General features: G+C 57.1%; 24 protein-coding genes. 21 read left to right on the top strand and 3 right to left on the bottom strand.

The genetic code is table 11. From position 1 onward, the window contains the following. Nucleotides 1-11: 11 nt before the first annotated feature. From rnc to gloA, 15 genes are all read left to right on the top strand, one after another. Nucleotides 12-773 carry a ribonuclease III gene (gene rnc / locus GOB90_RS02520; RefSeq protein WP_146885041.1) on the top strand — a complete coding sequence of 254 codons (762 nt, stop codon included), beginning with the start codon at nucleotides 12-14 and terminating at the stop codon, nucleotides 771-773. Continuing rightward, complete coding sequence (gene era, locus GOB90_RS02525) at nucleotides 770-1,672, top strand: GTPase Era (protein ID WP_146885039.1); 903 nt, start codon at nucleotides 770-772, stop codon at nucleotides 1,670-1,672. The genes rnc and era overlap by 4 nt, the downstream gene beginning before the upstream one ends. Nucleotides 1,673-1,840: 168 nt before the next feature. Further along, complete coding sequence (gene pyrH / locus GOB90_RS02530) at nucleotides 1,841-2,578, top strand: UMP kinase (protein ID WP_146885036.1); 738 nt, start codon at nucleotides 1,841-1,843, stop codon at nucleotides 2,576-2,578. A 126-nt stretch (nucleotides 2,579-2,704) separates the two neighbouring features. Further along, nucleotides 2,705-3,226: a ribosome recycling factor gene (frr, locus tag GOB90_RS02535; RefSeq protein ID WP_194300825.1), complete on the top strand. Its 522-nt coding sequence runs from the start codon at nucleotides 2,705-2,707 to the stop codon at nucleotides 3,224-3,226. A gap of 8 nt (nucleotides 3,227-3,234) precedes the next feature. After that, a complete protein-coding gene (gene uppS / locus GOB90_RS02540; RefSeq protein ID WP_146885032.1) occupies nucleotides 3,235-3,999 on the top strand; it encodes a polyprenyl diphosphate synthase in 765 nt (254 codons plus the stop codon). 2 nt (nucleotides 4,000-4,001) lie between these two features. Beyond that, on the top strand, nucleotides 4,002-4,880 hold the full coding sequence (locus tag GOB90_RS02545; RefSeq protein WP_261765898.1) for a phosphatidate cytidylyltransferase: 879 nt from the start codon (nucleotides 4,002-4,004) through the stop codon (nucleotides 4,878-4,880). 69 nt (nucleotides 4,881-4,949) lie between these two features. Continuing rightward, nucleotides 4,950-6,107 (top strand): 1-deoxy-D-xylulose-5-phosphate reductoisomerase, encoded by a 1,158-nt coding sequence (gene dxr / locus GOB90_RS02550; protein WP_146885029.1) that lies wholly within the window; start codon nucleotides 4,950-4,952, stop codon nucleotides 6,105-6,107. Between the two features lie 142 nt (nucleotides 6,108-6,249). Continuing rightward, nucleotides 6,250-7,356 carry an RIP metalloprotease RseP gene (gene rseP / locus GOB90_RS02555; RefSeq protein WP_146885113.1) on the top strand — a complete coding sequence of 369 codons (1,107 nt, stop codon included), beginning with the start codon at nucleotides 6,250-6,252 and terminating at the stop codon, nucleotides 7,354-7,356. A 294-nt stretch (nucleotides 7,357-7,650) separates the two neighbouring features. After that, nucleotides 7,651-10,047, top strand: a complete 2,397-nt coding sequence (bamA, locus tag GOB90_RS02560; protein WP_146885111.1) for an outer membrane protein assembly factor BamA — start codon at nucleotides 7,651-7,653, stop codon at nucleotides 10,045-10,047. 7 nt (nucleotides 10,048-10,054) lie between these two features. Next, the gene (locus tag GOB90_RS02565) at nucleotides 10,055-10,906 is read left to right on the top strand and encodes an OmpH family outer membrane protein (protein ID WP_173571892.1); all 852 of its coding nucleotides are present in this window, start codon (nucleotides 10,055-10,057) and stop codon (nucleotides 10,904-10,906) included. A 16-nt stretch (nucleotides 10,907-10,922) separates the two neighbouring features. Next, nucleotides 10,923-12,032, top strand: a complete 1,110-nt coding sequence (lpxD, locus tag GOB90_RS02570) for a UDP-3-O-(3-hydroxymyristoyl)glucosamine N-acyltransferase (RefSeq protein WP_146885025.1) — start codon at nucleotides 10,923-10,925, stop codon at nucleotides 12,030-12,032. 42 nt (nucleotides 12,033-12,074) lie between these two features. Beyond that, nucleotides 12,075-12,560, top strand: coding sequence for a 3-hydroxyacyl-ACP dehydratase FabZ (gene fabZ / locus GOB90_RS02575; RefSeq protein ID WP_261765897.1), 486 nt, complete (start codon nucleotides 12,075-12,077; stop codon nucleotides 12,558-12,560). 147 nt (nucleotides 12,561-12,707) lie between these two features. Next, nucleotides 12,708-13,607 (top strand): acyl-ACP--UDP-N-acetylglucosamine O-acyltransferase, encoded by a 900-nt coding sequence (lpxA, locus tag GOB90_RS02580; protein ID WP_146885022.1) that lies wholly within the window; start codon nucleotides 12,708-12,710, stop codon nucleotides 13,605-13,607. A gap of 42 nt (nucleotides 13,608-13,649) precedes the next feature. After that, entirely contained in the window at nucleotides 13,650-14,516 is an 867-nt protein-coding gene (locus GOB90_RS02585) for an LpxI family protein (protein ID WP_146885020.1), read from the top strand. A 44-nt stretch (nucleotides 14,517-14,560) separates the two neighbouring features. Then, a complete protein-coding gene (gene gloA / locus GOB90_RS02590; RefSeq protein ID WP_146885018.1) occupies nucleotides 14,561-14,950 on the top strand; it encodes a lactoylglutathione lyase in 390 nt (129 codons plus the stop codon). A 17-nt stretch (nucleotides 14,951-14,967) separates the two neighbouring features. Here the strand turns inward: gloA and GOB90_RS02595 are convergent, their stop codons facing one another. After that, the gene (locus GOB90_RS02595; protein ID WP_146885016.1) at nucleotides 14,968-15,348 is read right to left on the bottom strand and encodes a hypothetical protein; all 381 of its coding nucleotides are present in this window, start codon (nucleotides 15,346-15,348) and stop codon (nucleotides 14,968-14,970) included. A 168-nt stretch (nucleotides 15,349-15,516) separates the two neighbouring features. On the opposite strand from GOB90_RS02595, the gene rpmH reads away from it, so the two are divergent. From rpmH to argB, 6 genes are all read left to right on the top strand, one after another. After that, nucleotides 15,517-15,651: a 50S ribosomal protein L34 gene (gene rpmH / locus GOB90_RS02600; RefSeq protein WP_146885014.1), complete on the top strand. Its 135-nt coding sequence runs from the start codon at nucleotides 15,517-15,519 to the stop codon at nucleotides 15,649-15,651. 38 nt (nucleotides 15,652-15,689) lie between these two features. After that, nucleotides 15,690-16,034: a ribonuclease P protein component gene (gene rnpA / locus GOB90_RS02605; RefSeq protein WP_146885011.1), complete on the top strand. Its 345-nt coding sequence runs from the start codon at nucleotides 15,690-15,692 to the stop codon at nucleotides 16,032-16,034. Beyond that, complete coding sequence (gene yidD / locus GOB90_RS02610; RefSeq protein ID WP_146885008.1) at nucleotides 16,031-16,330, top strand: membrane protein insertion efficiency factor YidD; 300 nt, start codon at nucleotides 16,031-16,033, stop codon at nucleotides 16,328-16,330. Before rnpA ends, yidD begins: the two co-directional genes overlap by 4 nt. Nucleotides 16,331-16,418: 88 nt before the next feature. Next, nucleotides 16,419-18,182, top strand: coding sequence for a membrane protein insertase YidC (gene yidC / locus GOB90_RS02615; RefSeq protein ID WP_146885006.1), 1,764 nt, complete (start codon nucleotides 16,419-16,421; stop codon nucleotides 18,180-18,182). Between the two features lie 5 nt (nucleotides 18,183-18,187). Then, complete coding sequence (yihA, locus tag GOB90_RS02620; RefSeq protein ID WP_146885004.1) at nucleotides 18,188-18,874, top strand: ribosome biogenesis GTP-binding protein YihA/YsxC; 687 nt, start codon at nucleotides 18,188-18,190, stop codon at nucleotides 18,872-18,874. Nucleotides 18,875-18,946: 72 nt separating this feature from the next. Then, a complete protein-coding gene (gene argB, locus GOB90_RS02625) occupies nucleotides 18,947-19,867 on the top strand; it encodes an acetylglutamate kinase (RefSeq protein ID WP_146885002.1) in 921 nt (306 codons plus the stop codon). Between the two features lie 824 nt (nucleotides 19,868-20,691). Here the strand turns inward: argB and GOB90_RS02630 are convergent. Then, nucleotides 20,692-22,122, bottom strand: coding sequence for a cytochrome c (locus tag GOB90_RS02630; protein WP_146885000.1), 1,431 nt, complete (start codon nucleotides 22,120-22,122; stop codon nucleotides 20,692-20,694). A 56-nt stretch (nucleotides 22,123-22,178) separates the two neighbouring features. Then, complete coding sequence (locus GOB90_RS02635; RefSeq protein ID WP_146884997.1) at nucleotides 22,179-24,410, bottom strand: PQQ-dependent dehydrogenase, methanol/ethanol family; 2,232 nt, start codon at nucleotides 24,408-24,410, stop codon at nucleotides 22,179-22,181. Nucleotides 24,411-24,493 lie beyond the last annotated feature (83 nt).

The following is a 24,493-nucleotide window of genomic DNA, read 5'->3' on the forward strand; positions in this document are numbered from 1 at the left end:
TGTCATGCGGCATGAGGGGTAAAAGGGGGAGCGTGGTGGACGAGAAGGTGCTGGACCGGCTGCAGGAGCAGATAGGCTATCGCTTTGCGAATGCCGCGCTGCTCCGGAAGGCTCTGACCCACCGTTCCGCGGCCCATCAGCGCTCGGTCGGACGAAGCGGGCGCCGTGTGGTCAGGGGGGCGGGCTCGAACGAGCGGCTCGAGTTCATTGGCGACAGGGTTCTTGGTCTGCTGATGGCGGAATGGCTGCTGGAGCGTTATCCGGGCGAGCAGGAAGGGGCGCTGGGTTCCCGGCATGCGCATCTTGTCTCGCGCACGGCGCTGGCGGAGGTGGCGCATGCGCTGGATTTGCCGGAGGCGCTGGATGTCGCGCTTCATGAGGAGCGTATCGGCATTCGCGAGACGGCGAATGTTCTGGCAGACGCTCTGGAGGCGATTCTTGGAGCGCTCTATCTGGATGGGGGTCTTGATCCGGCGCGGGGGCTGGTGCGTCGATACTGGTCCGGCGCGATTGCAGCTCAGGCGCAACCGCCAAAAGACCCTAAGACGGCCTTGCAGGAATGGGCGCTGGCGCGGGGGCTTCCGCTGCCGGTTTATGAGATTGTGAGTGCCGACGGTCCGTCTCACGCGCCGCATTTTGTTATTGCCGTGCATGTGGCAGGTGCGTGTGGTGAGGGTGAAGCGGGGAATAAGCGGGCGGCGGAAAGTGCGGCTGCGGCCAGTCTGCTGACGCAGTTTGGTACGGCGTCGGGACCGGGAACAGGAATGAAATGACTCAGCAGGAAACACGGTGCGGCTTTGCGGCGCTGGTCGGGGCGCCGAACGCGGGAAAATCAACGCTGCTGAATCGCATGGCAGGGGCAAAGCTGTCGATTGTCAGTCCGAAAGCGCAGACGACGCGGTTTCGGGTGCTCGGTATTCTGATGCGCGGGCAGACGCAGATTCTTCTGGTGGACACGCCGGGTATTTTTCAGCCACGCCGGAAGCTCGACCGGGCGATGGTGGCTGCGGCCTGGGCCGGATCGGATGATGCGGATGTGACGCTTCTGCTCATCGACGCGAAGGCGGGTCTTAATGATGCGACGCGCGTCGTCATTGAGCGGCTTGCGACCGCTAAACGGCGTATCTGGCTGGTTCTGAACAAGACCGATCTCGTCCCGGCTCAGGCGCTTCTTCCTCTGACCGCTGAAATTTCCGAGCTGATTGATGTCGAGCATGTGTTCATGATCAGCGCGCGGTCGGGCAGTGGTGTGGATGATCTGCTTGACCGGCTGGCGGAGAGTCTGCCTCCGGGACCGTATCTTTATCCTGAGGATGATCTGACGGATCTGCCGGATCGTCTGCTTGCGGCGGAACTGGTTCGTGAGCAGATTTTTCTGCAGACCCACGAAGAAGTGCCTTATGCGGCCACGGTGGAAACGGAAAGTTTCGTCGAGCGCCCGGATGGGTCCGTGCGGATCGATGTAACGGTTTATGTTGGCCGGGCGAGTCATAAGGCGATTCTGATCGGGGAACGGGGGCAACGCATTCGGGAAATCGGACAGCGGGCGAGGTTGCAGCTTTCCGGTCTTCTGGAGCGGCCGTGTCACCTGTTTCTGAACGTCAAGGAACGGTCGGGCTGGGATGAGGAGCGCGCCCGGCTGCGAGCGATCGGACTGGATGATAATGTCTGATATTGTTCAGTTCGTTATGGTGTCGGGTTAAGCAGGGGTGAAAAGCCTGGGTCGCAGCCTTGTGGCACGGGTCAGTCAACGATATGACGGGGACCGGACCCCGCGCGCCGGATCCGGTCGGATTTTGTGTCGCGGGTATGTTCCGTTCGTCCGCGCATTTGAGGTCCAATGAATACCACCAACGACAGTTATGTCGCTCCGCGTCGCGCGCTTCTCAAGGTTTCGGGGGAAGCGCTGATGGGTCCCGGTCAGTTCGGCGTTGACGCTCAGACCGTTGACCGGATCGCTTCCGATATTGCAACGGTTTCACGCAGTGGCGTCGAGGTCTGCCTCGTGGTAGGCGGCGGCAACATCTTTCGCGGGCTGACTGCGGCTGCGCGCGGCATGGACCGGGCGCAGGGTGATTACGCCGGCATGCTGGCTACGGTGATCAATGCACTCATGGTGCAGAACGCTCTGGAGCGGGAAGGTGTTCCCACACGGGTGATGTCGGCGATCCACATGTCTTCCATTGCCGAGCCCTATATTCGCCGCCGGGCCGTAAGGCATATGGAAAAAGGCCGTGTGGTGATTTTCGCCGCCGGCACGGGTAATCCGTTCTTTACGACAGACACGGCGGCGGCCCTGCGTGCAGCAGAGATGGACTGTGATCTTCTGCTGAAGGGAACGCAGGTTGATGGCGTGTACACTGCCGATCCCCGCAAAGATAAAACGGCGACACGATATGATTCGCTGACCTATCTTGAAGTCTTGTCCCGTGATCTGAATGTCATGGATGCAGCGGCAATCAGCCTCGCGCGTGAAAACCGGCTACCGATCGTGGTGTTCAATATCCACGAGGACGGTGCTTTCGAACGTGTGATCCGTGGTGAAGGCAATTTCACCCGAATTGAAGAAGCCGGTTGATACAGCGCATGGACGCGGGCTGACGGATTTTGTTTTTCCGGGGGTGGCGGACCGTCCCCGGTCTTGTTTTGTAGGAGAGCCACCGTGGCTGAACTGAGCACGCTTACAGAAGATCTGACTCGTCGCATGGACGGAGCGCTGGAGAGTCTGCGCCGCGATCTGGCCGGGCTTCGGTCCGGCCGTGCAAACGCGGCGCTTCTGGAGCCGGTTCGCGTTGAAGCGTATGGCGGTGAAGTGCCGCTCAGTCAGGTGGCGACGATCGCGGCCCCGGAGGCGAGGATGCTGACTGTGCAGGTATGGGACCGTTCGCTGGCCGGGCTTGTTGAAAAGGCAATCCGTGATTCCGGTCTGGGGCTGAACCCGGCGGGTGAGGGGCAGACGATTCGCGTGCCGATTCCTCAGCTGACGGAAGAGCGTCGTAATGAGCTTGCCAAAGCTGCGGGCCGGTATGCCGAGGGTGCCAAAATAGCCGTTCGCGGGGTGCGTCGTGACGGTATGGATCAGACGAAGGCGCTCGAGAAAAAAACGGAAATCGGACAGGACGAGGTTAAGTCCTGGTCCGACACGATTCAGAAACTGACAGATCAGTACGTAAAAAAAGTCGAAGAGATTCTCGCCGACAAGGAACGCGAAATTAAGCAGGTCTGAGACGAATCATGCCACCTCTCGCGGGAGTTGCGCAGACAGGCGCTCTCCCTGCCGGACCCTCTCTGACCGGGCCGGTTCCCAAGCATGTCGCGATTATCATGGATGGAAACGGCCGATGGGCGGCTTCGCGCGGGTTGCCGCGTGCTGCCGGTCATAAGGCCGGTGCTGAGGCGGTCACGCGCTGTCTGAGGGCCGCGCGGGCGAACGGGGTGGATTATCTCACGCTGTATGCGTTCTCTTCTGAAAACTGGCGTCGTGAGCCGAGTGAGGTGGCGGATCTCACGGGGTTACTCAGGTTTTATCTGCGGCATAAAGTCGCGGAACTGCATCGTGAAAAGGTGAAGATACGTTTTGTCGGGGAAGTCGGGCGATTTGGCCAGGATCTCTGTGCGGAGATGGCGCGCGCCGAGGCGCTGACGGAGGGAAATTCCGGACTGACTTTGTTGCTGGCGCTGTCCTATGGCGGTCGGAGCGACATCGTTCATGCCGCGCGGGCGCTCGCGCAGGCCGTGCAGTGCGGAGATCTGGCTCCCGATGCAATTACCGAGGACATGCTGGCCCGTTACCTGCTGACGGCGGGCGTTCCGGACCCGGATGTGATTGTCCGGACGAGTGGTGAGCATCGCCTGTCCAATTTCCTGCTCTGGCAGAGTGCTTATGCTGAGCTCGTATTTCTTGAGACGCTGTGGCCGGACTTCGATGAAGACTGTTTTACGCGGGTTCTTAATATTTATGGTCGTCGGGAGCGTCGTTTTGGTGCCCGTCCGGCGTGAATGTGTCCTCCATTCCTCATGCGCGACCGCGTAAGGGTGCGAACTGGCAGGATCTCCGGCCCCGTCTCATCTCCGCCGCTGTTCTCATTCTCGTGGCGGGTTCCGCGATTATCGCCGGCGGTGTATTTTACGGCGCGCTGATTATTGCCGCGATGTGCGGCATGGCATTCGAACTGGCTGGTTTGTTCGGCACGCCGGCATGGACGTGGCGCGGGATGCTCTATGTTGCCTGGGTTGGGTGCGCGGGGCTTACGGCCTTTTTCGGGCACTGGAATGTAGTGCCTGTTTTTGTGATGAGCGCATTTATTTTTGGGTCGGCTTTATGGACCGGAAGCGCTGTTATCGTTGCAGCGGGCGCGGCTTTGCTCTGGCTGCGGCTATGCACTCTGCCGGGAGCCTGGGCGGTTCTGTTTGTCATAGCGCTGGTCGTGTGCAGTGATTCGACGGCTTATGTCGTCGGACGGCTCGTGGGTGGCCCCAAACTTGCTCCCCGGATTTCGCCCGGTAAAACACGTTCGGGCGCGGCTGGTGGTCTGGCGGGAGCAGTGATCGCTGGGCTCGTTGTGGCCTGGTCATGGGGTTTTCCGGCGGGCGGCAATCATCTGTCGTTTTTAATGCACAGTGCGATCTGGTCCGTGCTTCTGGGGATTCTCGCGCAGTCAGGTGATCTTGCCGAAAGTGCGATGAAGAGGTCGCTTGGCGTGAAGGATTCAGGGAAGTTGTTACCCGGCCATGGCGGCCTTCTGGACCGGTTTGACGCGCTGCTTGCCGTGGCGCCGGTCGCGGCGCTTCTGTCGCTGGCGGCTCCGGCCGGGCAGGGCTTCTGGTCGGTCGGATCGAAAGATCTGTGGGCGGCTTTACTGCGTCTGGCCGGACAATGAGTGCCGTATTTTGTGCTGTTTGCTGGCCGATTCGGTTTTAGGGGCGAATCCGATTAAGATGGAACTACGATGAAAACGGTTACTGTTCTGGGCTGCACTGGCAGCATCGGGTGTTCGACGGTCGATCTGCTGCATCAGGCGGGTGAAAGCGTTGAGGTTAAGGTTCTGGTCGGTGGTCGGAATGTCACGCTTCTGGCCGGGCAGGCAAAGGCGTTGAGAGCCGGGCGGGCGGTTATTGCTGATGAGCAGGCGCTTCCGGAACTGAAGGAATTGCTGGCCGGGACGCAAATCGAGGCCGGTGCCGGTCGGGCCGCTGTGATTGAGGCGGCCGGGGAGCCGGCTGACTGGACGATGGCGGCTATAACCGGTGCGGCCGGGCTGGAGCCGACGCTGGCTGCTGTACGGAATGGCCGGACCATAGCGCTGGCGAACAAGGAAGCGCTGGTCTGTGCCGGAGATGTCATGCTTCGGGCGGTTAAAAATGCTGGTGCGACGTTGTTGCCGGTTGATTCCGAGCACAATGCGGTATTCCAGGCGATGGCAGATCGTCAGGAAGATCAGGTTGAGAAGATTATCCTGACGGCATCTGGTGGTCCGTTCCGGCAGTCGACGATGGAAGTCATGGAAGCCGCGACGCCGGAACAGGCTTTGAAGCATCCGACATGGTCCATGGGCGCCAAGATCAGCATTGATTCTGCGACGATGTTCAATAAGGGCCTTGAGGTGATTGAGGCTGCCCGGATTTTTAATCTGGCTGAGAGCAGGATCGACGTGCTGGTGCATCCGCAGTCTGTCGTTCATGGAATGGTGCAATATACGGACGGCAGTCTGCTCGCGCAGCTTGGTTCTGCCGATATGCGTATTCCGATCGCACACTGCCTCGCCTGGCCACGGCGGATGGCGACAACATCGCCTCGTCTGGATCTGGCGACATTCGGGTCGCTGGTATTTGAAGCACCTGATCCGATCCGGTTCCCGGCGCTCAGGCTGGCGCGTCAGGCGTTGCGGGAGGGCGGTGCGGCCTCAACGATACTGTCAGCGGCGAATGAGATTGCGGTAGAGGCTTTTCTTGGCGGACAGATCGGATTTCTTGATATTCCACGTCTGGTCGAGGCTGTGATGGACCGACTTGGGGCGCCATCGATTGATGATCTTCCGGCTGTTCTGCACTGGGACGGGGAGGCCCGGCGTGCGGCGCGGAGCTATATTGCGAAGCGTGCGGCCTGAACGCGGTGCTGGCACGGTCGGGTTTTGCGATCCGGGCTCATTGTCCCCGAAGGTGTTGAAATTAACCCGCTGCGGCGCGATCTGTGGCTGGCTAGGTGATGTTCGTCGGTCAGATTTATGACGGACATGAAGGAGTATGATGATGCACGACCTGATCCGGACAGTCATCGCGTTTGTCGTTGTGCTGGGTGTTCTGGTTTTCATCCATGAACTTGGGCACTATCTGGCAGCGCGCTGGCGTGGCGTGAAGGTTGAGACGTTCTCCATCGGATTTGGCCCGCCGCTGCTGAAGTGGAAAGATCGCGCCGGAACCGAATGGCGTGTTGGACCGATTCCCCTTGGTGGTTTTGTTAAGCCGCATGGATTTGAAGGGCCGGAAGAGGCGACGCCCGAGCAGCAGGCGGCCTGGGAGCCTGGCCGTACTTTTCATGATAAGCCTGTCCTTTCGCGGGCGATCATTATTGTAGCCGGGCCGGTCTTTAATTTTCTTCTCGCTTTTGTTCTGTTCACCATTCTTTTTGCCACGTGTGGCCAGCCAAAAGTTAAGAATGAAGTTGGTTCTGTTATGGCGGGCAGCGCAGCCGCGGTTGCGGGGCTGAAGCCGGGTGATGCGATCACGGCGATTGGCTCGGTTGCCACGGTGAGCGCGGTGGCGGTGCAGCAGGCCATTGCAGTTCAGCCTGATCAGAAGACCGTGCTGCATGTAAAACGGAATGAGCAGGATATTGATCTGCCTGTTACGATTGGTGCGGTCCCTGGCGCAGGTAGCTCGAAGGCAACGGGGCAGCTGGGTGTGACGTTTGCTACGGTTGCGGGTGCGCCGGTTTCGCTTCCGATGGCGGTTGTGGATGGCGCAAAGGCGACATGGACGACCACAGTGCAGACGCTCGATGGATTGTGGCAGATGATTACCGGGCGTCATTCGGCGCGGGATCTGGGTGGCCCGCTTCGCATTGCGCAGCTGTCCGGGCAGGTTGCGCAGTATGGGATCGTGAGCCTGCTTTCCTTTATGGCGCTGCTTTCCGTCAATCTCGGGCTGATAAATCTTTTCCCTGTGCCGATTCTCGATGGCGGGCGGCTGGTTTTCTATCTCGCGGAGGCTGTCAGGGGGCGTCCGGTTCCTAAAAAAGTCCAGGAACTGGGCTTTCAGGCGGGTTTCGCGCTGATTGCCGGTCTCTTCCTGTTTTCAACCTTTAACGACCTGTCGAGTTTCGGTCTGTTCAGATGGATGGCTTCTCTCGCGGGGTAGGACGGAAAAATTCGTTACCTGTAAGGGAAAAAAGGGACGTTAACTCCTTGCGGGAGGGAGGGGATTTCGGATAGTTCCCGGAGGGGGCCGGGTGCTGCTGTCTGCACGGTGTCCTGGATGTGATCGTACTGTTATTATTTGCAGGAGATTCGTCCGGAGTGAGGCAGAAGGTTGCTGTCCGGGTTGAGCGAATCCGGAGTGTGTAAAAGCAAATTGGTTTTGGGAGCGTTGCTCCCGGTCAGAAAGGGTCTGGGGTTGAAGAGTAAACGTACGGCTCTGCTTGCTTCGGTTTGCATGCTGCCAGTTCTGCTTGCCAACAAGGCTTCAGCCCAGTTTTATCCCAAGCGCCACAATGCGTCGGCGACCCGGGCTGTGTCGTCTGAAGATCGTGCTGCGAGGGGCCCCCGGATCACCGCCATTGAAGTGCATGGCAATGATCGGATTGAGACGAGTACCGTTCTTTCTTACATGGTGGTCCGCCCTGGCGATGCCTTCAGTCAGGACGATCTCGACCGGTCACTGAAGACGCTTTATGCCACCGGTCTTTTTAAAGATGTTGCCCTGCACAGGTCAGGCGATGTGTTGCAGGTGCAGGTTGTGGAAAACCCGATCGTTAACCGCATTGTCTTTGAGGGCAATCATGCGGCTAAGGACGAGGATCTGCGGAAGGTGATCTCTTTGCGGCCCCGTGCTGTGTTCTCATCGGAGACAACAACGGCTGACCGGCAGAAGATCCTTGAAATTTATGCGCAGAAAGCGCGGTACGGTGCCGATGTGACGCCGCAAATCGTCAGGCTGGCACATAACCGTGTTGATGTGGTTTTTCAGATTACTGAAGGCCCGCAGACGCTGATCAAGAAGATATCTTTTGTTGGGAACAAGTTCTTCAGCGAGGCGCAGCTGGCGAGCGTGGTGTCGTCGAAGGAAACGGCCTGGTATCGTTTCTTCTCCTCATCTGACGAATATAACCCTGAGCGTCTGCGTTATGATGCTGAGCTTCTCCGGAGGTTCTATCTGGCGAACGGGTTCGTCGATTTTGAGATGATTAATGCCACGGGCGAAATGTCGCCTGACCGGAAATCATTCTATGTGACTTTTACGCTTAAGGAAGGTCCGCGTTACCGTCTGGGTAAGCTTGATATCCGGTCCAGCCTCCGGCACGTGCCTGCGCTGTCTCTGCGTAAATATATCGAACTGTTCCCTAATCAGTGGTACGACGGCAACGCGGTTCAGCACAACGCGACCAATATGGAGGAGGCGCTTCAGGGAGAAGGGCATCCTTTTGCTGTTGTGCGTCCGTCTATTGCGCGTAATCCCGAGAAGCATGTCGTCAATCTGCTGTTTGATGTCAGCGAAGGGCCGCGCATGTATGTCGAGCGGCTCGATATTAATGGCAATACGATTACGCAGGATGGCGTGATCCGGCGTCAGCTTCCGATGACGGAGGGCGATCCATACACGCCGATGTTCAAGAAGTATGCCAAGCAGGCCTTACAGGATCTGGGTTACTTCAAGTCGGTTTCGATCGATCAGAGCCAGGGGTCGGCGCCGGATAAGGTTAACGTTTCAGCGAACGTTGTTGAAAAGCCGACCGGCGAGTTCTCCCTTGGTGGCGGTTATTCGACTGACGTCGGTATTATCGGTAACATGGGACTGAAGCAGCACAACCTGCTCGGGACCGGTATTGATGCCGGCATTTCCGGCACAATGGCGTATTACGAGCGTCAGGCTGATATTTCTGTGACCGATCCGTTCTTTCTGAACCGGAATCTGGTGGCCGGTGTGGACCTCTTCTATATCGACAACCGTTACCAGACTTATCAGAACTATTCTGAAGGCCGTTATGGTATTACGCTTCGGATGGGGTATTCCTATACTAATCACTTGTCGCAGTCGTGGAACTACACGCTGACTCATCGTAGTATCGGCGGATCGTGGAGTGAGACGTCGTGGTATATTCTTGATCAGCAGGGGTCCTCGCTGCTCTCGCAGCTTGGTACCACCCTGATGTATGACACCCGTGATCGTCGTCTGATGCCGCATAAGGGATACGTGATCAGGGCAGCGGGCGATTTTGCCGGGATCGGGGGGGACGAGAAGTACGTACGTGGTAAATTCGACGCGGCCTATTATCTCCCTCTTGATGATCTGATGGGCAACCACGACTGGACAGTCGAGTTCAAGACCGGAACGGGGTATCTGGCGGACTGGGGTAACGGACGGCACGACGTGATCGATAACTTCTATCTCGGTGGCTCGAACCTGCGTGGCTTCCTTGACGGTGGCGCCGGTCCGCGAAGTGTTGGTCAGACATCGTCGACTTACTTTCCGGGGCAGGCTATTCACTCGCAGGAAGATCTGCTGGGTGGCCGGTTCATTTACACCGGATCGGCGCAGGTCAACTTCCCGATTCCGTTTGCTTCGGGCATGGGAATTCGGGGACGTGGTTTCGTCGATACGGGTAGTCTGGCCGGCGTCCGTGTGAAGAATCTTTATACGAACAGGGCTCAGGATGGTTACCATTATACTGCCATTTCCGGCGACACGCTGACTCCCCGTGTAAGTGCCGGCGCCGGTTTTTCGTGGCAGAGCCCGTTTGGCCTGCTGAATATTGACTGCGGTATTCCGGTCGTTCGCAGTCGTAATGACCGGACGCAGCTTCTGCGGTTTGGCTTCGGCCAGCAATTCTGAGGTGACAATGTTTCGCTTTTCCCGGAGCGCGGTGCTGACCGCCTCTCTCCTGTTCGCGGGCAGTTGTCTCGCATCTTCCGTGGTTCACGCTCAGACCGCAGGCGGAGGTTCAGGGTGGTTTGTTCCCAAAGCCGCTCAGCAGGCTCCGGTGCATCCGCAGGCTCGTGCCGCTCGCCCGGCACCGGCTCCGGAGCAAATGTCGGATGGCGGCGAGGATGGTGAGAACTCATCGCGTCCGCCACCAGTGCTGCCGCAGCCGCCGATTCCTCCCGCGCCTGAGCTTCCGAAAGCCGCGCCACCGCCAGCCGTGGTGATGGGTATCATCAGTGTTGCCGATGTCATGCGTCAGTCGCTGGCCGGTCAGCAGGTTGAGCGCGAACTCGGTGGTCGCCGTGATAATCTTGCCCGTGATGCACAGCGCGCACAGGGTGGCTGGCGCGATGAGCAGCAAAAGTTGCAGGCTTCTGCGAAAAATATGGCCGCTGAGCAGATTCAGTCGCAGGAGCGCGCTCTGCAGTCCAAGGTTATGACAGCGCAGCGTCAGTTCCGCGATCGTAATCGTATCATTCAGGAAGCTGCGCAGGTTGCCCTGGGGCAGATCGAGCGCGAACTGGTCCAGGTGATCCAGCATGTTGCGTCCAGTCACGGAATGAATCTGGTTCTTCACAGTGAGCAGGTTGCTTTGCATGTGGATGGGCAGGACATTACGAACGAAGTGGCAAAGCAGCTGAATGTTGTTCTGCCAAAGGTTTATATTCCGGCTGCGAACGAAGATCCGGAAGTTCTTGCACGATCCGGCAAGATGCCGACAACGGCTTCTCCGGCTGATGCTTCTGCCACACCAGCTCCCGTGCACTGAGGGGGATCGCTGGCTGATGGCACGGGGACAGGGACCAGCAGCGCAGACAGGGCGGATGAGTACTGTGGCGGATACACGGTTCTTTACGCGCCAGGGACCTTTTTCGGGTAAAAAGCTTGCGGAAGTCGCCGGCGGGGAGTTTATCCCCGCCGGCGACGGCAGTGCTGACAGCAGAGAATATGTCGGTATCGGACCTCTGCAATCAGCAGGTCTTGCTGAGGTGAGCTTCCTCGACAACCGGCGCTATGCGTCCCTGCTGGACGAAACGAAGGCCGGGCTTGTTATTCTTGCTCCGGCTTTCGCTAAGCGTGTTCCGGCTCACTGTGCTGCGATCGTCTCATCGACGCCTTATCTTGCATGGTCGCGCATTGCGCGGGTCTTCCATCCTGCCCGGGTGGCGCGTGCCGGGGTCCATGCTACGGCAATTGTCGGTCTGAACAGTGAAATCGATTCATCCTGCGAAGTCGGGCCGTTCGTTGTCATCGGGGATGGCGTTAAAATCGGAAAAGGAACGATTGTCAGTTCTCACACCGTGATCGGGGATGGTGTGAGCATTGGTGAAGATTGCAGGCTGGGATCTCAGGTCGTGGTTTCTCATGCGACGCTGGCTGATCGTGTAACGCTGTTTCCCGGTGCCAAAATCGGGCAGGACGGCTTTGGGTTTGCGGTTGGACCAGAGGGTTTTGAATCGGTTCCGCAACTGGGGCGTGTGATTCTTGAGCACGATGTCGAGATCGGTGCCAATTCGACGATTGATCGGGGGTCAGTCCAGGACACGGTGATCGGCGCGGGGTCGCGTCTCGACAATCTTGTCCAGATTGGTCACAACACACGGCTTGGGAAATGTTGTATCGTTGTGTCTCAGGCTGGTATCTCGGGATCAACGGAACTGGGTGATTACGTAACGGTGGCTGCGCAGGCCGGTCTTATCGGACATATTAAAATTGGCACAAAGGCACGTATTGGTGCCCAGTGTGGTGTAATGTCGGATGTGGAAGCGGGTGCTGACGTCATCGGCAGTCCTGCCATGCCGTTCCGTGAGTTTTTCCGTAATGTGGCCACTTTGCGCCGGCTTTCCAGAAAGCCGGAGAGCGGAGGTGGTGATGCCGGCACGGAAGAAAAATGATGGACTTCGCGCACCGCGCGTAACCGGGATGGTTTGAGAGCAGTGGATCAGGAACGTGAAACACAGAGTCCGACAGATGAGCGGACGCGTATTGATGCGGTAGACATCATGCGGATTATGGAGGCGATTCCACATCGCTATCCGTTTCTGCTGATTGACCGTATGGTTGATGTCGAACTCGGTGAATCTGCAGTCGGTGTTAAAAACGTCTCCGCTAATGAACCTTTTTTTCAGGGACATTTTCCTGCCCGTCCGGTGATGCCGGGTGTGCTGATCATCGAAGCGATGGCGCAGACGGCGGCAACACTGGTTGTGCTGACGCTTGGTCCGGCCTTTCAAGGCAAGCTGGTCTATTTCATGACGATCGAAAATGCTAAATTCCGGCGCCCTGTTGTGCCGGGAGACCAGTTGAAAATTCACGTAGCGAAAGAGCGTCAGCGCGCAAATGTCTGGAAATTCCGCGGTGTGGCGCGTGTCGAGGGTGTATCTGTTGCTGAAGCGACATTCAGCGCCATGATAATGGACTGACAAGATCCTGGTTTTGTCGTTTTTTGTCTGAACAGTAGTGTACAGACAAATTTGATCGACATACGTCCGTGTTGTCCGGACACACTTCTGTTGCGGTGTGCGGGTAATTGCTGCAAGGCACGTGGTGGATAAAGAATTGAGACCGCAATGGAGGCTGTTCTGGGCGAGGCGATAAAAGCGGCGGAGCACGGCAAGAGCCGGAGTTCTCAACTGGCCTCTGTGGATGTGCATCCGACGGCAATCGTTTCTTCCGGAGCGAAGCTGGGTGTGGGCGTGAAAATTGGCCCGTGGTGTTATATCGGGCCAGATGTAACGGTCGGCGACCGGGTGGAAATGGTTTCCAATGTTGTTGCTGACGGGCATACAACACTTGGCGAAGAGTCCCGCTATTTTCCTTTCACCACAGTGGGGCTCGCACCGCAGGATCTTAAATATCGTGGTGAGCCGACTCGTTGTGAAATCGGGGCTCGCACCGTTGTACGCGAGCATGTGACCATTCATCGTGGGACTGCGACCGGAACCGGCCTTACTCATGTGGGAGACGACTGCCTCATCATGGCCAACGCCCATGTTGCCCATGATTGTACGCTTGGCGACCGCGTTATCATTGTAAATAATGTTGTGATGGGTGGTCACGTCTCTATTGCTGACGATGCGCGGATTATGGGCGCGGCCGCAATCCACCAGTTTGTGCGTATTGGTCGCGCTGCTCTGGTCGGTGGAGTAGCCGGCGTTGAGGCCGATGTCATCCCGTACGGCAGCGTGCTTGGAAACCGGGCGCGGCTTGTCGGTCTGCACTGGATCTGGCTGAGGAGAAACGGCGTCTCATCCGCTGAGATGCACAGGATGCGACAGGCATTCCGGACGTTGTATCCACGAAGCGGCGAGGGGGGGGTCTTTGCTCAGCGTATCGACCGTGTGCGCGAGCAGTTTTCTGGCGATCAGAAGATCTCAGAGATTCTTGATTTTATCGAAGCACCGAGTCGGCGTGGACTTGTCCGTGTTGCTGCGAGTGATTTCTCTGCGAGTGAGACTGAGGCCGGTTAATATGTGTGCTGCACACATATCAGTCAGCGTGTGAACAGGTCGATGGCCGCTCGTCAGGAATGTGTAGGGATTCTTGCCGGTGGTGGCCCGTTGCCAGGACAGGTAGCGGAAGCTGCTGTTGCCGAAGGTCTTTCCGTTTTTATTATTGCATTTCAGGATTTTGCTGAGCCTGCTGTCGTTGAGCGCTGGCCGCATGCTTACGTGCGTCTGGCTGCCGCCGGGAAAATTCTCTCCGAATTACGAACGCATGGGTGCCGCGATATTGTCCTGATTGGCCCGGTCAGACGTCCGTCGCTGCGTGATCTCAGGCCGGATGTCGAGGGTGCGCGTATTCTGACCCGGCTGGGACGAGCGTTATTTGCCGGTGATGACGGGCTGCTTGGGGCTCTTGTGCGAATTCTTGGAGAAGAAGGTTTTCGTGTTCGCGGAGCCCATGAGTTCCTGTCGCATGCTCTTGGGCGTGCTGAAGCCATGGGAGTCGTTGTGCCGGATGATATGGCACGAGCTGACATTGCCAGAGGTATGGATGTGCTTCGCGTCCTGGGGCGTCTCGATATAGGGCAGGGGTGCGTGGTACAGGCCGGAGTCGTGCTTGCTGTCGAAGCAATGGAAGGCACGGATTCCATGCTGGAGCGAGCGGGGCTGTGTCGCCAGCCCGGAGCGGGTGGTGTGCTCGTGAAACTCTGCAAGCCCGGGCAGGAACGTCGGGCGGATATGCCGACAATCGGACCCCGCACGATCACAAATGCGGGACGGGCAGGGCTCGTCGGTATTGCCTTTGAGGCGGGTGGCACCCTTTTTACCGACCTGCCGGCATGCATTGCGGCTGCCGATCGGGCCGGTCTGTTTCTGTTCGGTGTAGAGGTAGATGGCGCTTCGCGAGAATTGGCGGAAAAACCGGCTTTATGACACCATATTGTGTCGGACTCGCGAACTGAACGGGAGAGGAACTGATGGCCGGTTTTTTACATACGATGCTCCGGACGAAGGATCTTGGTTCCAGCATTGCGTTCTATAAACTGCTTGGGATGCGGGAGCTTCGCAGGCGCGAGGTGCCTGAAGGCAAATACACGCTGGTTTTTATTGGGTACGCCAGTAACGCTGAAGGTCAGGCTGAGATTGAGCTGACTTATAACTGGGGTGAAGATTCCGGATACGAAATCGGTACGGGTTTTGGGCATCTGGCAGTCGGTGTGCCTGACGTGACAGCCGTTGTGGAAAAAGTCCGCGGCGGAGGCGGCAAGGTGACACGGGAGCCGGGGCCGGTGAAGTTCGGAACAACGGTCATCGCGTTCGTGGAAGATCCCGATGGTTATAAAGTTGAACTGATTGAACGCGCCTGAAGTCAGCGTGCCGGGCTTCAGCTTTTTGCTGACTTCAGGCGGTCTGTTGTCCGGTCCAGGGCCGCGAGAATTTGTTCCGCCCGGATCCGGACCGTTTCGTCCTGATGTGTTGAGAGATGATCGGCGCAAAGCACGGCCGGAGAAATAATTCCCCGCAGGTCGTGTCGGAGTTTTGAGGATATCTCGACTTCTGGGTCTGCGATTGGGCTGCCGGTATCAGTGCGTCGTGACGGGTCAGTCTGAGCGGGAGACGTGGTTGCGGTGATGACAGCGACAAGTGCGGCTCCGACGACTCCGGCGGCAACAGAGGCCGCTTCCGGTAAATGAAGCAGGGCAGGTGTCAGCGTGCAGGCAAGCACAATGAGGAATGCTGTCAGGGCGGCGAGAGGGCGATGCAATATCCGGGTCCTTGTTGTCTGAAGCGACATCGGAGCGTGCAAAAGCAGACCGCAGCGTTGACGCGGGAGGGACAGATGACTATAAGCCCGCTCTCTAAGCAAGGTGTCGGGTCGTGCCCTGTGCCTCTGTTGCTATATTAATCTGAGTTAAAATCGAGGAGTGCCGCCGTGAAGCGCACGTATCAACCTTCCAAGCTGGTTCGTAAGCACCGTCACGGTTTTCGTGCGCGTATGGCGACCGTTGGCGGGCGTAAAGTCATTGCTAACCGCCGTTCCAAGGGGCGTAAGCGTCTTTCAGCCTGATCTGTCCGGATAATTCGGGTTGAGGAAAAGGGACGGTTATGTTTCCGCACTCGGCCCGACTGAAAAAACGGTCACAGTTCCTGGCTGTTGCCGCGCGTGCCCGTAAGGCACCAGCCCCCGGTCTGGTTTTGCAGGCTCTTCGTCGTGACGATGATGAACCTGCCCGGATTGGATTTACTGTCACAAAAAAAGTAGGCAATTCGGTTGCGCGAAACCGTGCAAGGCGCCGTCTTCGCGAGGCGTTGCGGGTGGTTGAGCGGGACATGGGTCTTGAAGGCTTTGATCTGGTCCTGATCGGCCGCAGCGGCACCGGGCAGCGGTGTTTTGCCGAACTGGTCGGGGATCTGAGGCGGGTCCTGCATAAGACCGGGGTCGTGCCATGAAGCAGGTGGCGCATCGGAATAGTATTCCGGCTCGTATGCTCATTGCCGGAATGTATCTGTGGCGTGTTGTGCTCAGTCCGGTGATGGGGCCGAACTGCCGTTTCCACCCGACCTGTAGCTGTTATGGCATTGAGGCTGTGCGGCAACGTGGCGCTCTTCATGGCGGAGTGCTTACGGCAAAGCGCATTCTTCGCTGTAATCCATGGTCTGCGGGTGGGTATGATCCGGTGCCTTCAGATGAGAGAATGACGAAAAGTCATTGCTCCGATAAAGGAACGGCTGGAAATCGGGCGTAACTTCGCTATGAGAGACCCCGATTGATAATGGGCCGCAGCATATTGCCGTCGCGGTGTTACCTTTTATGAGAGAGGCCAGCCGGTCGGTATGGATATCAAACGCGTCATATTAGCGACCATTCTGTCGGCGCTGGTGCTGCTGGGGTTCGATTACTTCATGCCGGAGAACAAAACTCCGGCGGCCATCCAGGGAAAGCCTGGTGCGCAGCAGACTGTATCATCAGTGACACCGCCGCAGGCTGCTTTGTCTCCTCTGGCTGGCTCATCGGCAGAGAGTGACGATAGCAGCAGTCCGTCCCGGCTACCGATTGATGCTGTGGACGTAAGCGGATCCGTCAATTTGCGCGGTGCCCGGCTTGATGACCTTGTGCTGCGTGATTATCACGAGACAGTAAAGCAGGACAGTCCGCTTGTACGTGTGCTTGAGGAACGTGGCGGAAAAGAGCCGAATTACATTGAGTTCGGGTGGTCCGGATCGCCGGGACAGAACATCAGGCTGCCTGATGCTCATTCGTTGTGGAAGACTTCTGCTCCTAAGCTGACGTCCGGAACACCTGTTACACTGGACTGGGACAATGGTGCGGGCCTGACCTTTGAGCTGGAACTGTCGGTTGACCGCGATTACATGTTCGCGGTGACGCAGCGGGTTCGTAATGCGACAGGCCGCGAAGTTTCGCTGGTTCCGTACTCGCGTGTTGTCCGGGGTTATACCCCGGTAGAGACGGGTGGCATGCTGGTGCATGAAGGTCCGATCTCAGTGATCGGTGGCCGGCTTGCCGAGGAGTCTTATAAATCTCTTCGTGAGGGTTCCACTGCGCCGAACTATGTGTCCTGGACGAAATCGGCCAGAGGTGGCTGGGCCGGGATCACGGATAAATACTGGCTGGCGGCGGTTATCCCTGATCAGGCTGCGGATGTAACGGGAACATACGGGTTCGATACGCCGGATGGTGCCTATCAGGTTGGTTTTGCTCGTGAAAAGCCCCTGCTGATTGCGCCGGATGGCACGGGCGAGACGGTGGATCATGTCTTTGCCGGCGCGAAAGAAGTTCGCCTTCTTGAGCGTTATCAGCATGAGCTGAATATTCCTGATTTCTGGAAAGCCGTGGATTTCGGCTGGTTCGCTTTCCTGACACGTCCGGTTTTCTTTGTGCTGGACTGGCTTTACCAGCAACTCGGAAGCTTTGCTCTTGCTCTGCTGGCCTTTACTCTGATTGTGAAGGCGCTGTTTTTTCCTCTTGCATCGAAAGGTTTCCGGGCAGCCGCGGCTATGCGTGAGGTCGCTCCCAAGATTCAGGCCATTCGCGAACGCTATAAAGACAATCCGGTTGAGATGAACCAGAAGGTCATGGCGCTATATCGCGAGGAGGGTGTGAGCCCGGCGAGCGGCTGTCTGCCTCTCCTGATCCAGGCCCCGGTTTTCTGGTGTCTCTACAAGGATCTGTATGTCACGATTGAGATGCGTCATGCGCCGTTCGTAGGCTGGATTCATGATTTGTCTGCGCCTGATCCGACAAATATTCTTAATCTGTTCGGGCTGATTCCGTTTGACCCGACTCATATTTCGACAGTGCTCTGGCTCGGGGCGTGGCCTATTATTTACGGGCTGACCATATGGCTGATGCAGAGAAGCAATCCTGCTGCGACCGATCCGGTGCAGAAGCAGGTCTTCATGATGATGCCGGTGATTTTCACGATGTTTATGGCGCGGCAGCCAGTGGGGCTGGTGATTTATTATTGCTGGAACAACCTGCTCACGATCGGCCAGCAGGCACTGATCAAACGTGCGCATGCCAATGGAAAGAAGAAACCGAAGACGACGATTCTGCCGCCTCTCAAGGGGAAAGGCTGATTCGGATGGTCGGAGGCGAAGGTGAAAATAACCGGGGGTCGAAGAGTTTCGAGAGTTCGCTCGAATTATCACCGGAGCAGATCGAAGCCGGAAGATTGCTGTTTGCGGGGCCATGTGATTTTTTCCATGGCGCGCAGCAGCTTGAGCAACTCCCTGACCCCGGTGAGCCGGAAGTTGCATTCGCCGGACGATCAAATGTCGGGAAATCAAGTCTTATCAATGCAGTGACGGGACGTCGGAGCCTGGCAAGAGCCTCCTCTGAGCCGGGGCGAACGAAGCAGCTTAACTTTTTCAACCTGGCAAACAAACTGGTTCTCGTGGACATGCCTGGATACGGTTTTGCGAAAGCGGCCAGGGCAGTCAAGGAAGACTGGCAGGAAATGATGTTTTCCTATCTGCGTGGCCGGCCGAATCTGAGGCGGGTTATTCTGTTGCTTGATTCCCGGATCGAGACAAAGGCTTCGGATCGCGAAGTCATGGAGTTGTTCGATCTGGCGGCCATTAACTTCCAGGTTGTGCTGACGAAATGCGACAGTGTGAAGCCGCGAGCTGAAAAGGCGCGGTATCAAAATGTCATGGAAGAGGTTGGTCGGCATCCTGCTGCGCATCCTGTCGTGATTCCGACGAGCAGTGAGACAGGACGTGGTATTCCAGAACTGCGGGCAGAACTGGCTGGATTTGCGCAGCCATAAGCGCCGTTCAATGCTACATGCGAAATGAACCGGGTTAATAACCGGGCGGCTTTCCTGAACAGGCGAGGTGATATGACGGACGACGGGCTTCTTCCGGTGGCTGATCCGATGCAGCAGGCTGCGACTCTTGCCGATGCATTACCCTATTTGCGTCGCTACGCAGGCGATACAATCGTCGTCAAATATGGCGGCCACGCGATGGGGAATGCTGAACTGGCAAAAGGGTTTGGCAGTGATATAGGCCTGCTGAAACTTGTCGGGATCAATCCGATCGTCGTTCATGGTGGCGGTCCGCAGATCAACAAAATGCTCGAGCGGCTTCAGGTGCGCTCGCATTTTGTGGACGGGCTGCGGGTAACGGATGAATCCGCCATCGATATTATTGAAATGGTTCTGTGTGGCTCAGTGAATAAGCAGGTTGCTGGCCTGATCAATCGTGCCGGAGCGCTGGCTGTTGGTATCTCCGGGAAGGATGGCGGACTGATCAAAGCGCGCAAGCTTGTGCGCAAAGTCAAAGATCCGGCAAGCGGAACTGAGCAGATACTCGATCTTGGATTTGTGGGAGAGCCTGACCGGGTCGATCCTCAGGTGCTCTACGCACTGTCCGGCTCCGGACTGATCCCTGTCATTGCTCCGATTGCCGCCGGTTATGCCGGCGAAACATATAACGTCAACGCTGACACGATTGCCGGCGCCGTGGCGGGGGCGGTGCACGCGACGCGCCTGCTGATGCTGACAGATGTTCCGGGCGTGCTTGACAGGAATGGCAAACTGATTCCGGAATTGACGGCCGCTGAAGCCCGCAAGGGGATTGAATCCGGGATGATTTCAGAGGGCATGATTCCCAAGGTTGAAACCTGTCTGAAAGCGGTTCGTGAGGGCGCTAAGGCCGCAGTTATTGTCGATGGACGCGTGCCTCATGCCTGCCTGCTGGAGCTGTTTACGGAAGCGGGATCCGGCACCATGATCCGGCGTGACGGAAGCATTGACTGAGACCAGGTGACGACGCTTCTGACTACTGAAGCGGCGTTTCCGGAAACAGTGTACTGATCAGACGCATCGGGTTGGTCCTGTTCGGTAACAGATACCTGACAGGATAGCCGGAGCAGTGCGCATTGACCGCATTACGGAAAGTCCGGGTCATCGCAGGGCGATCATTTGCCACTTCTGATCATACGAAGCAAACAGAAGTATCCCGCAAAAAATCTCGTTTCATCCGGAGCTTCCTGATCTCGGTTTTACTTGCCGAAGGCTCCGGGCTGCTGGCAATTCCCCGAAAAGATAAAGGTCATGCCCGCGATCGCTTGGCGCTTCCACCGGGTAAATCTGATGCATGTCGTGTTTCGACACCAGTGTCGGCTCGTCATGGGTCGCCTCCAGCACAATTCGGGACTTGAACTCGATCGAACATCGTTTCCGCGTAACCTTGCCCATAAAACCCATCCTCTCTAGGTCGGGGCGTAGTTTACCGTCCTGTCCAAAAAATAGGGGACCGCTTCTAAGATTTTGTATGGAAGAGAGAATGGTAATATTCTGCAGAAATGGAATATTTTTTACTACTTAGTAAAATGGTCTGAACCAGGTAAACTCAGAGATTGAGCAGGTTTTATTCTGTAATTTTACTCCGATAAATCCTGTATTTTACAGGTGTGCACCTGCTCCTGCTTTGCTTCAGGAATTTGTGCCGATCTGCGGTGAGTAAAAGCCAGCCACATTCTCATAATGGATTTTCAGATAAAAAAAGCGCCATGGAATATTTTCCATGGCGCTTAATGTCGCCCTTTCCCGTGAGAGGAAAGGGCGCGAGAGAAATAATATTACTGGGCTGCGTCGACGCCCGTATGTGTGGCAGGAGCAAATGTCCAGCCGGCACCATAAGGCTGTGGCACAGAGAAGCCCCAGGTGGAATCTGTGCTTCCACCCCAGTTCCAGGCCTGGGCAATCGGCGCACCGGAAGTACGAAGCTTCTCAATGTCGCTGGCTGAGACATTAGAAGAGGCTTTGTTACCCCAGGAAGACCGGATGAAGTTCACTACGTCAGCCATCTGCTGATCGGTCACGCCAGGGACATGTTGATAGGCTGGCATCGCGACAGTGGACGGCGCCCAGTTTGTAAGAGGCAGGACACCACCGGTCACGACAATATGCGCAACTGACGTCGGATCATCCGAAACAACAACAGGATTGCCGGCGAGCGGCGGGAACATACGGGCTACCCCGCCTCCGTCGTTACGATGGCAGATAGCGCACTGCTGGACATAAACATCTGCACCGGCTTTCCCCGCGGTATTGCCTGAATCAAGCATTTTTGCGGTGGAAGCGTCGTAAGTATAGTCACCTTTTGCTGCCGGAACCGACGGCAGGCTCTTCAGATACTTCGCCATGGCGCGAAGATCGTCATCGGTAAAGTACTGCGTGCTCCACGCCACGACATCACCCATCCCACCAAATACGGCGGAATGATCTGTACGGCCTGACTTCAGGAACTGGACGAGATCGTCTTCCGACCAGCGACCGATACCGAGGACAGGGTCGTTGCGCAGACTCGGCGCGATCCAGTTGTCAATCGGAGCTCCTCCCGCGAGGAAGTCCGGTCCGCCAGAGCCGTCGTAAGCTTTTTCCTGCATCGTGAGACCACGAGGAGTATGACACGCGCCGCAATGGCCTGGTCCGGTGACGATATATTCGCCGCGGGCAACGATCGGATCGGTACCGGGCGCAGGCGTGAAGCCCTTAGGAGCCGGAGCGAACATTTTCGCCCAGAACCCGAGAGGCCAGCGCATTGACAGGGGCCAGCTGATGTCTGTTGGCTTGTTGACCTGCGCGACCGGCGTCACTCCATGCATAAAGTAAGCATACAGTGCCTTGATGTCGTCATCCGTCATACGGGCGAAAGACGGGTAAGGCATGGCCGGATACAGAGGCGATCCGTCCTTGCGCACGCCCTTACGGACCGCGTCGTCAAAATCTTTCAGCGTGTATGTGCCGATACCGTGTGTGGGGTCCGGCGTAATGTTGGTGGAATAGATCCTGCCGATTGGCGTCTTGATCTCAAGACCACCGGCATAAACCTTTCCGTGCAATCCGGTGTGGCACGCCACACAATCGCCAAGGCGCGCAATATATGCGCCCTTAGCAATCAGATCGCTGTCTGCGTCCTGCGCCAGACCCGGGGTCGCACTGAGTGACGTCCCTGCAAGAAGTCCGACTACAGCTGCGCCAATCGCAGCTTTAAGTCCCTTGATCATTGTTTCACCACCGCGTCGCTTTTGTTCAAATGACGTTATCACCTGGGACAAGCCGCTTACTGAGTAATGCCGAGTGTCGCGTTTTCCGGAATGTCTTTAGCGTTCCTCCGGGCATCAATTTCGCGCTGATAGGTCTCATTGGCGCGTTTGATGAGGAACTGCCGGATGGATTCGATTTCATCGGGCTTCATCGAGGTATCGAAACGATCCATGCCGTAAGCTGTCAGCGCACCGCGTCCTACGACGTTGTAGAATGCATCCTGGTGACGGATGGCGCCGGACCAGCGAAGATCAGGCAGCACGCCGCCGCCTTCCGCGCCGTCACCATGACAGACCTGGCAGTAAGTCTCGTACTCGAAGTAACCTTTATCGACCACTTTCGCGTCGTACTCAGCTGGTGGCTTCACGGGCAGGAACCCGAGTGCGTTCATCGGAGGGAGCTTTGCCTTACCGTCAAGCGAGAAGGCCGCGATGTAAGAGTGATTGACCGTCCAGCCCGATGCACGTGACATGCCACCTGCGGAGAACGGATAGATGCCGCCCCAGCCGACTTCAACCGCAACGAACTGCTTGCCGTTGACCATATAAGTCACAGGCGGGGCAATAATTCCGCTCTGGGCATTAAAGCGGAACAGATCATTACCATTCGTGGCGTCGTAAGCGTGGAACTCACCTGTCGCCAGTCCCTGGAACAGGAGATCGCCGCCTGTGGCCAGGATGCCGCCATTCCACGGACCCTTATGATCCACTTTCCACATGGTTTTCATCTGGACCGGATCCCAGGCAACGATCCAGCCTTTAAGATCCTTCAGGTAAGCCGTGCGGGCTTCTGGCGTATCCGGCAGGCCGGTTTTGACCATATCCAGTCCGACATTCCAGGAATCCGGATGTGGGGTGAAGCCGCCAGCCTGGTTTTTGTAGACGAAAGGAATCTGGTGAACCGGAATATAAACCAGTCCGGTTTTCGGGCTGTACGCCATGGACATGAAGTTATGGGCACCAAGTGGTCCGGGGATGCCATACCATTCTTTGCCGTTAAGCGTGTAAAGAGCTTCCGGATTGTAGATCGGGCGACCGGTCTTGGGATCCAGGCCGTAAGCCCAGTTCTCATAAGTGTAGTTGTTGCCCTTGATGAACTGTCCGGTTTTCGCGTCGATCATGTAGAAGAAACCGTTCTTCGGAGCATGAACAATGACGTGACGGGTTTCACCGTTGATCGGCAGATCAAGCGTCATGATCTGCTGAACTGAAGTGTAATCCCACTGGTCCATCGGGGTTGCCTGGAAATGCCAGACATATTCGCCGGTTTCCGGCTTCACAGCGACAATGCTGCCGAGGAACAGGTTATCGCCCTTGCCGTCCGAACGATATTTGTAGTTCCACGGCGAGCCGTTACCGACTGCAATGTAGATCAGGTCTGTAACAGGATCATAGACCAGAGAATCCCAGACGGTGCCGCCGCCACCCTGGCGGATCCAGGCACCGGTCGGGCTCCAGGTCTTGTAAGCCTTGTTCATCAGAACATTGTCGGACGCCGCGTGGTCCGGCTCGTTCTTATTGTTAGGGACCGTATAGAAGCGCCAGTCCAGCTTACCTGTTTCAGCATCAAATGCTGAAATAAAGCCGCGGGCTCCGAATTCGGAACCGCCATTGCCGATAAGAACCCGGCCTTTCGCAATACGCGGGGCGCCGTCCACGGTGTAGGAACGCTGCTTACCGAGCGCGCCATCCTGCGGAATGGTGTTAGCACTCCAGACCTGCTTGCCGGTCTTTGCATCAAGAGCGATCAGGCGACCATCAAAAGTGCCCACATAGATCTTGCCGTTCCAGTAAGCGATGCCGCGATTAACAGTATCACAGCAGCCTTTATCGGCGATGTTTCCAGGGACTTTCGGGTCGAATGACCACAGCAGAGCACCGGTATCAGCTTTCAGGGCTCTTACTTTTGACCAGTTGGTCGAGGCGTACATCACGCCATCGATGATCAGGGGGGTGCCCTCCTGACCACGGTTTGTATCAAGCTCGTTGATCCAGGCCAGCTTCAGATTACCGACGTTTTCGCGGTTAATCTGATCAAGCGGGCTGTAACGCTGCTCTGAATAGGTGCGACCGTATGTGAGCCAGTTTTCCGGGTGATCGTCCGCGTGGATGATCTGTTGACCGGTGTCGCCCGAAACGTCGGCGGCTCGGGCCGGGGCAGCGGGCTGGCCCAGGGCTGCAGCAAGGAAAGTTCCTGCCGCGAGAATGCCAAGCAGGGAAGTCCTCTTGGCGGATGCGGGGCGGATCATGTCTTACGTCCTCGACAAATCACTGATTGCAGCTTCAATCGGCAAATCAATGCGGAATTACCGTTGTGCGTCAGTCAGCCCAC

The organism is Acetobacter oeni (assembly GCF_011516825.1).
Classification (GTDB): domain Bacteria; phylum Pseudomonadota; class Alphaproteobacteria; order Acetobacterales; family Acetobacteraceae; genus Acetobacter; species Acetobacter oeni.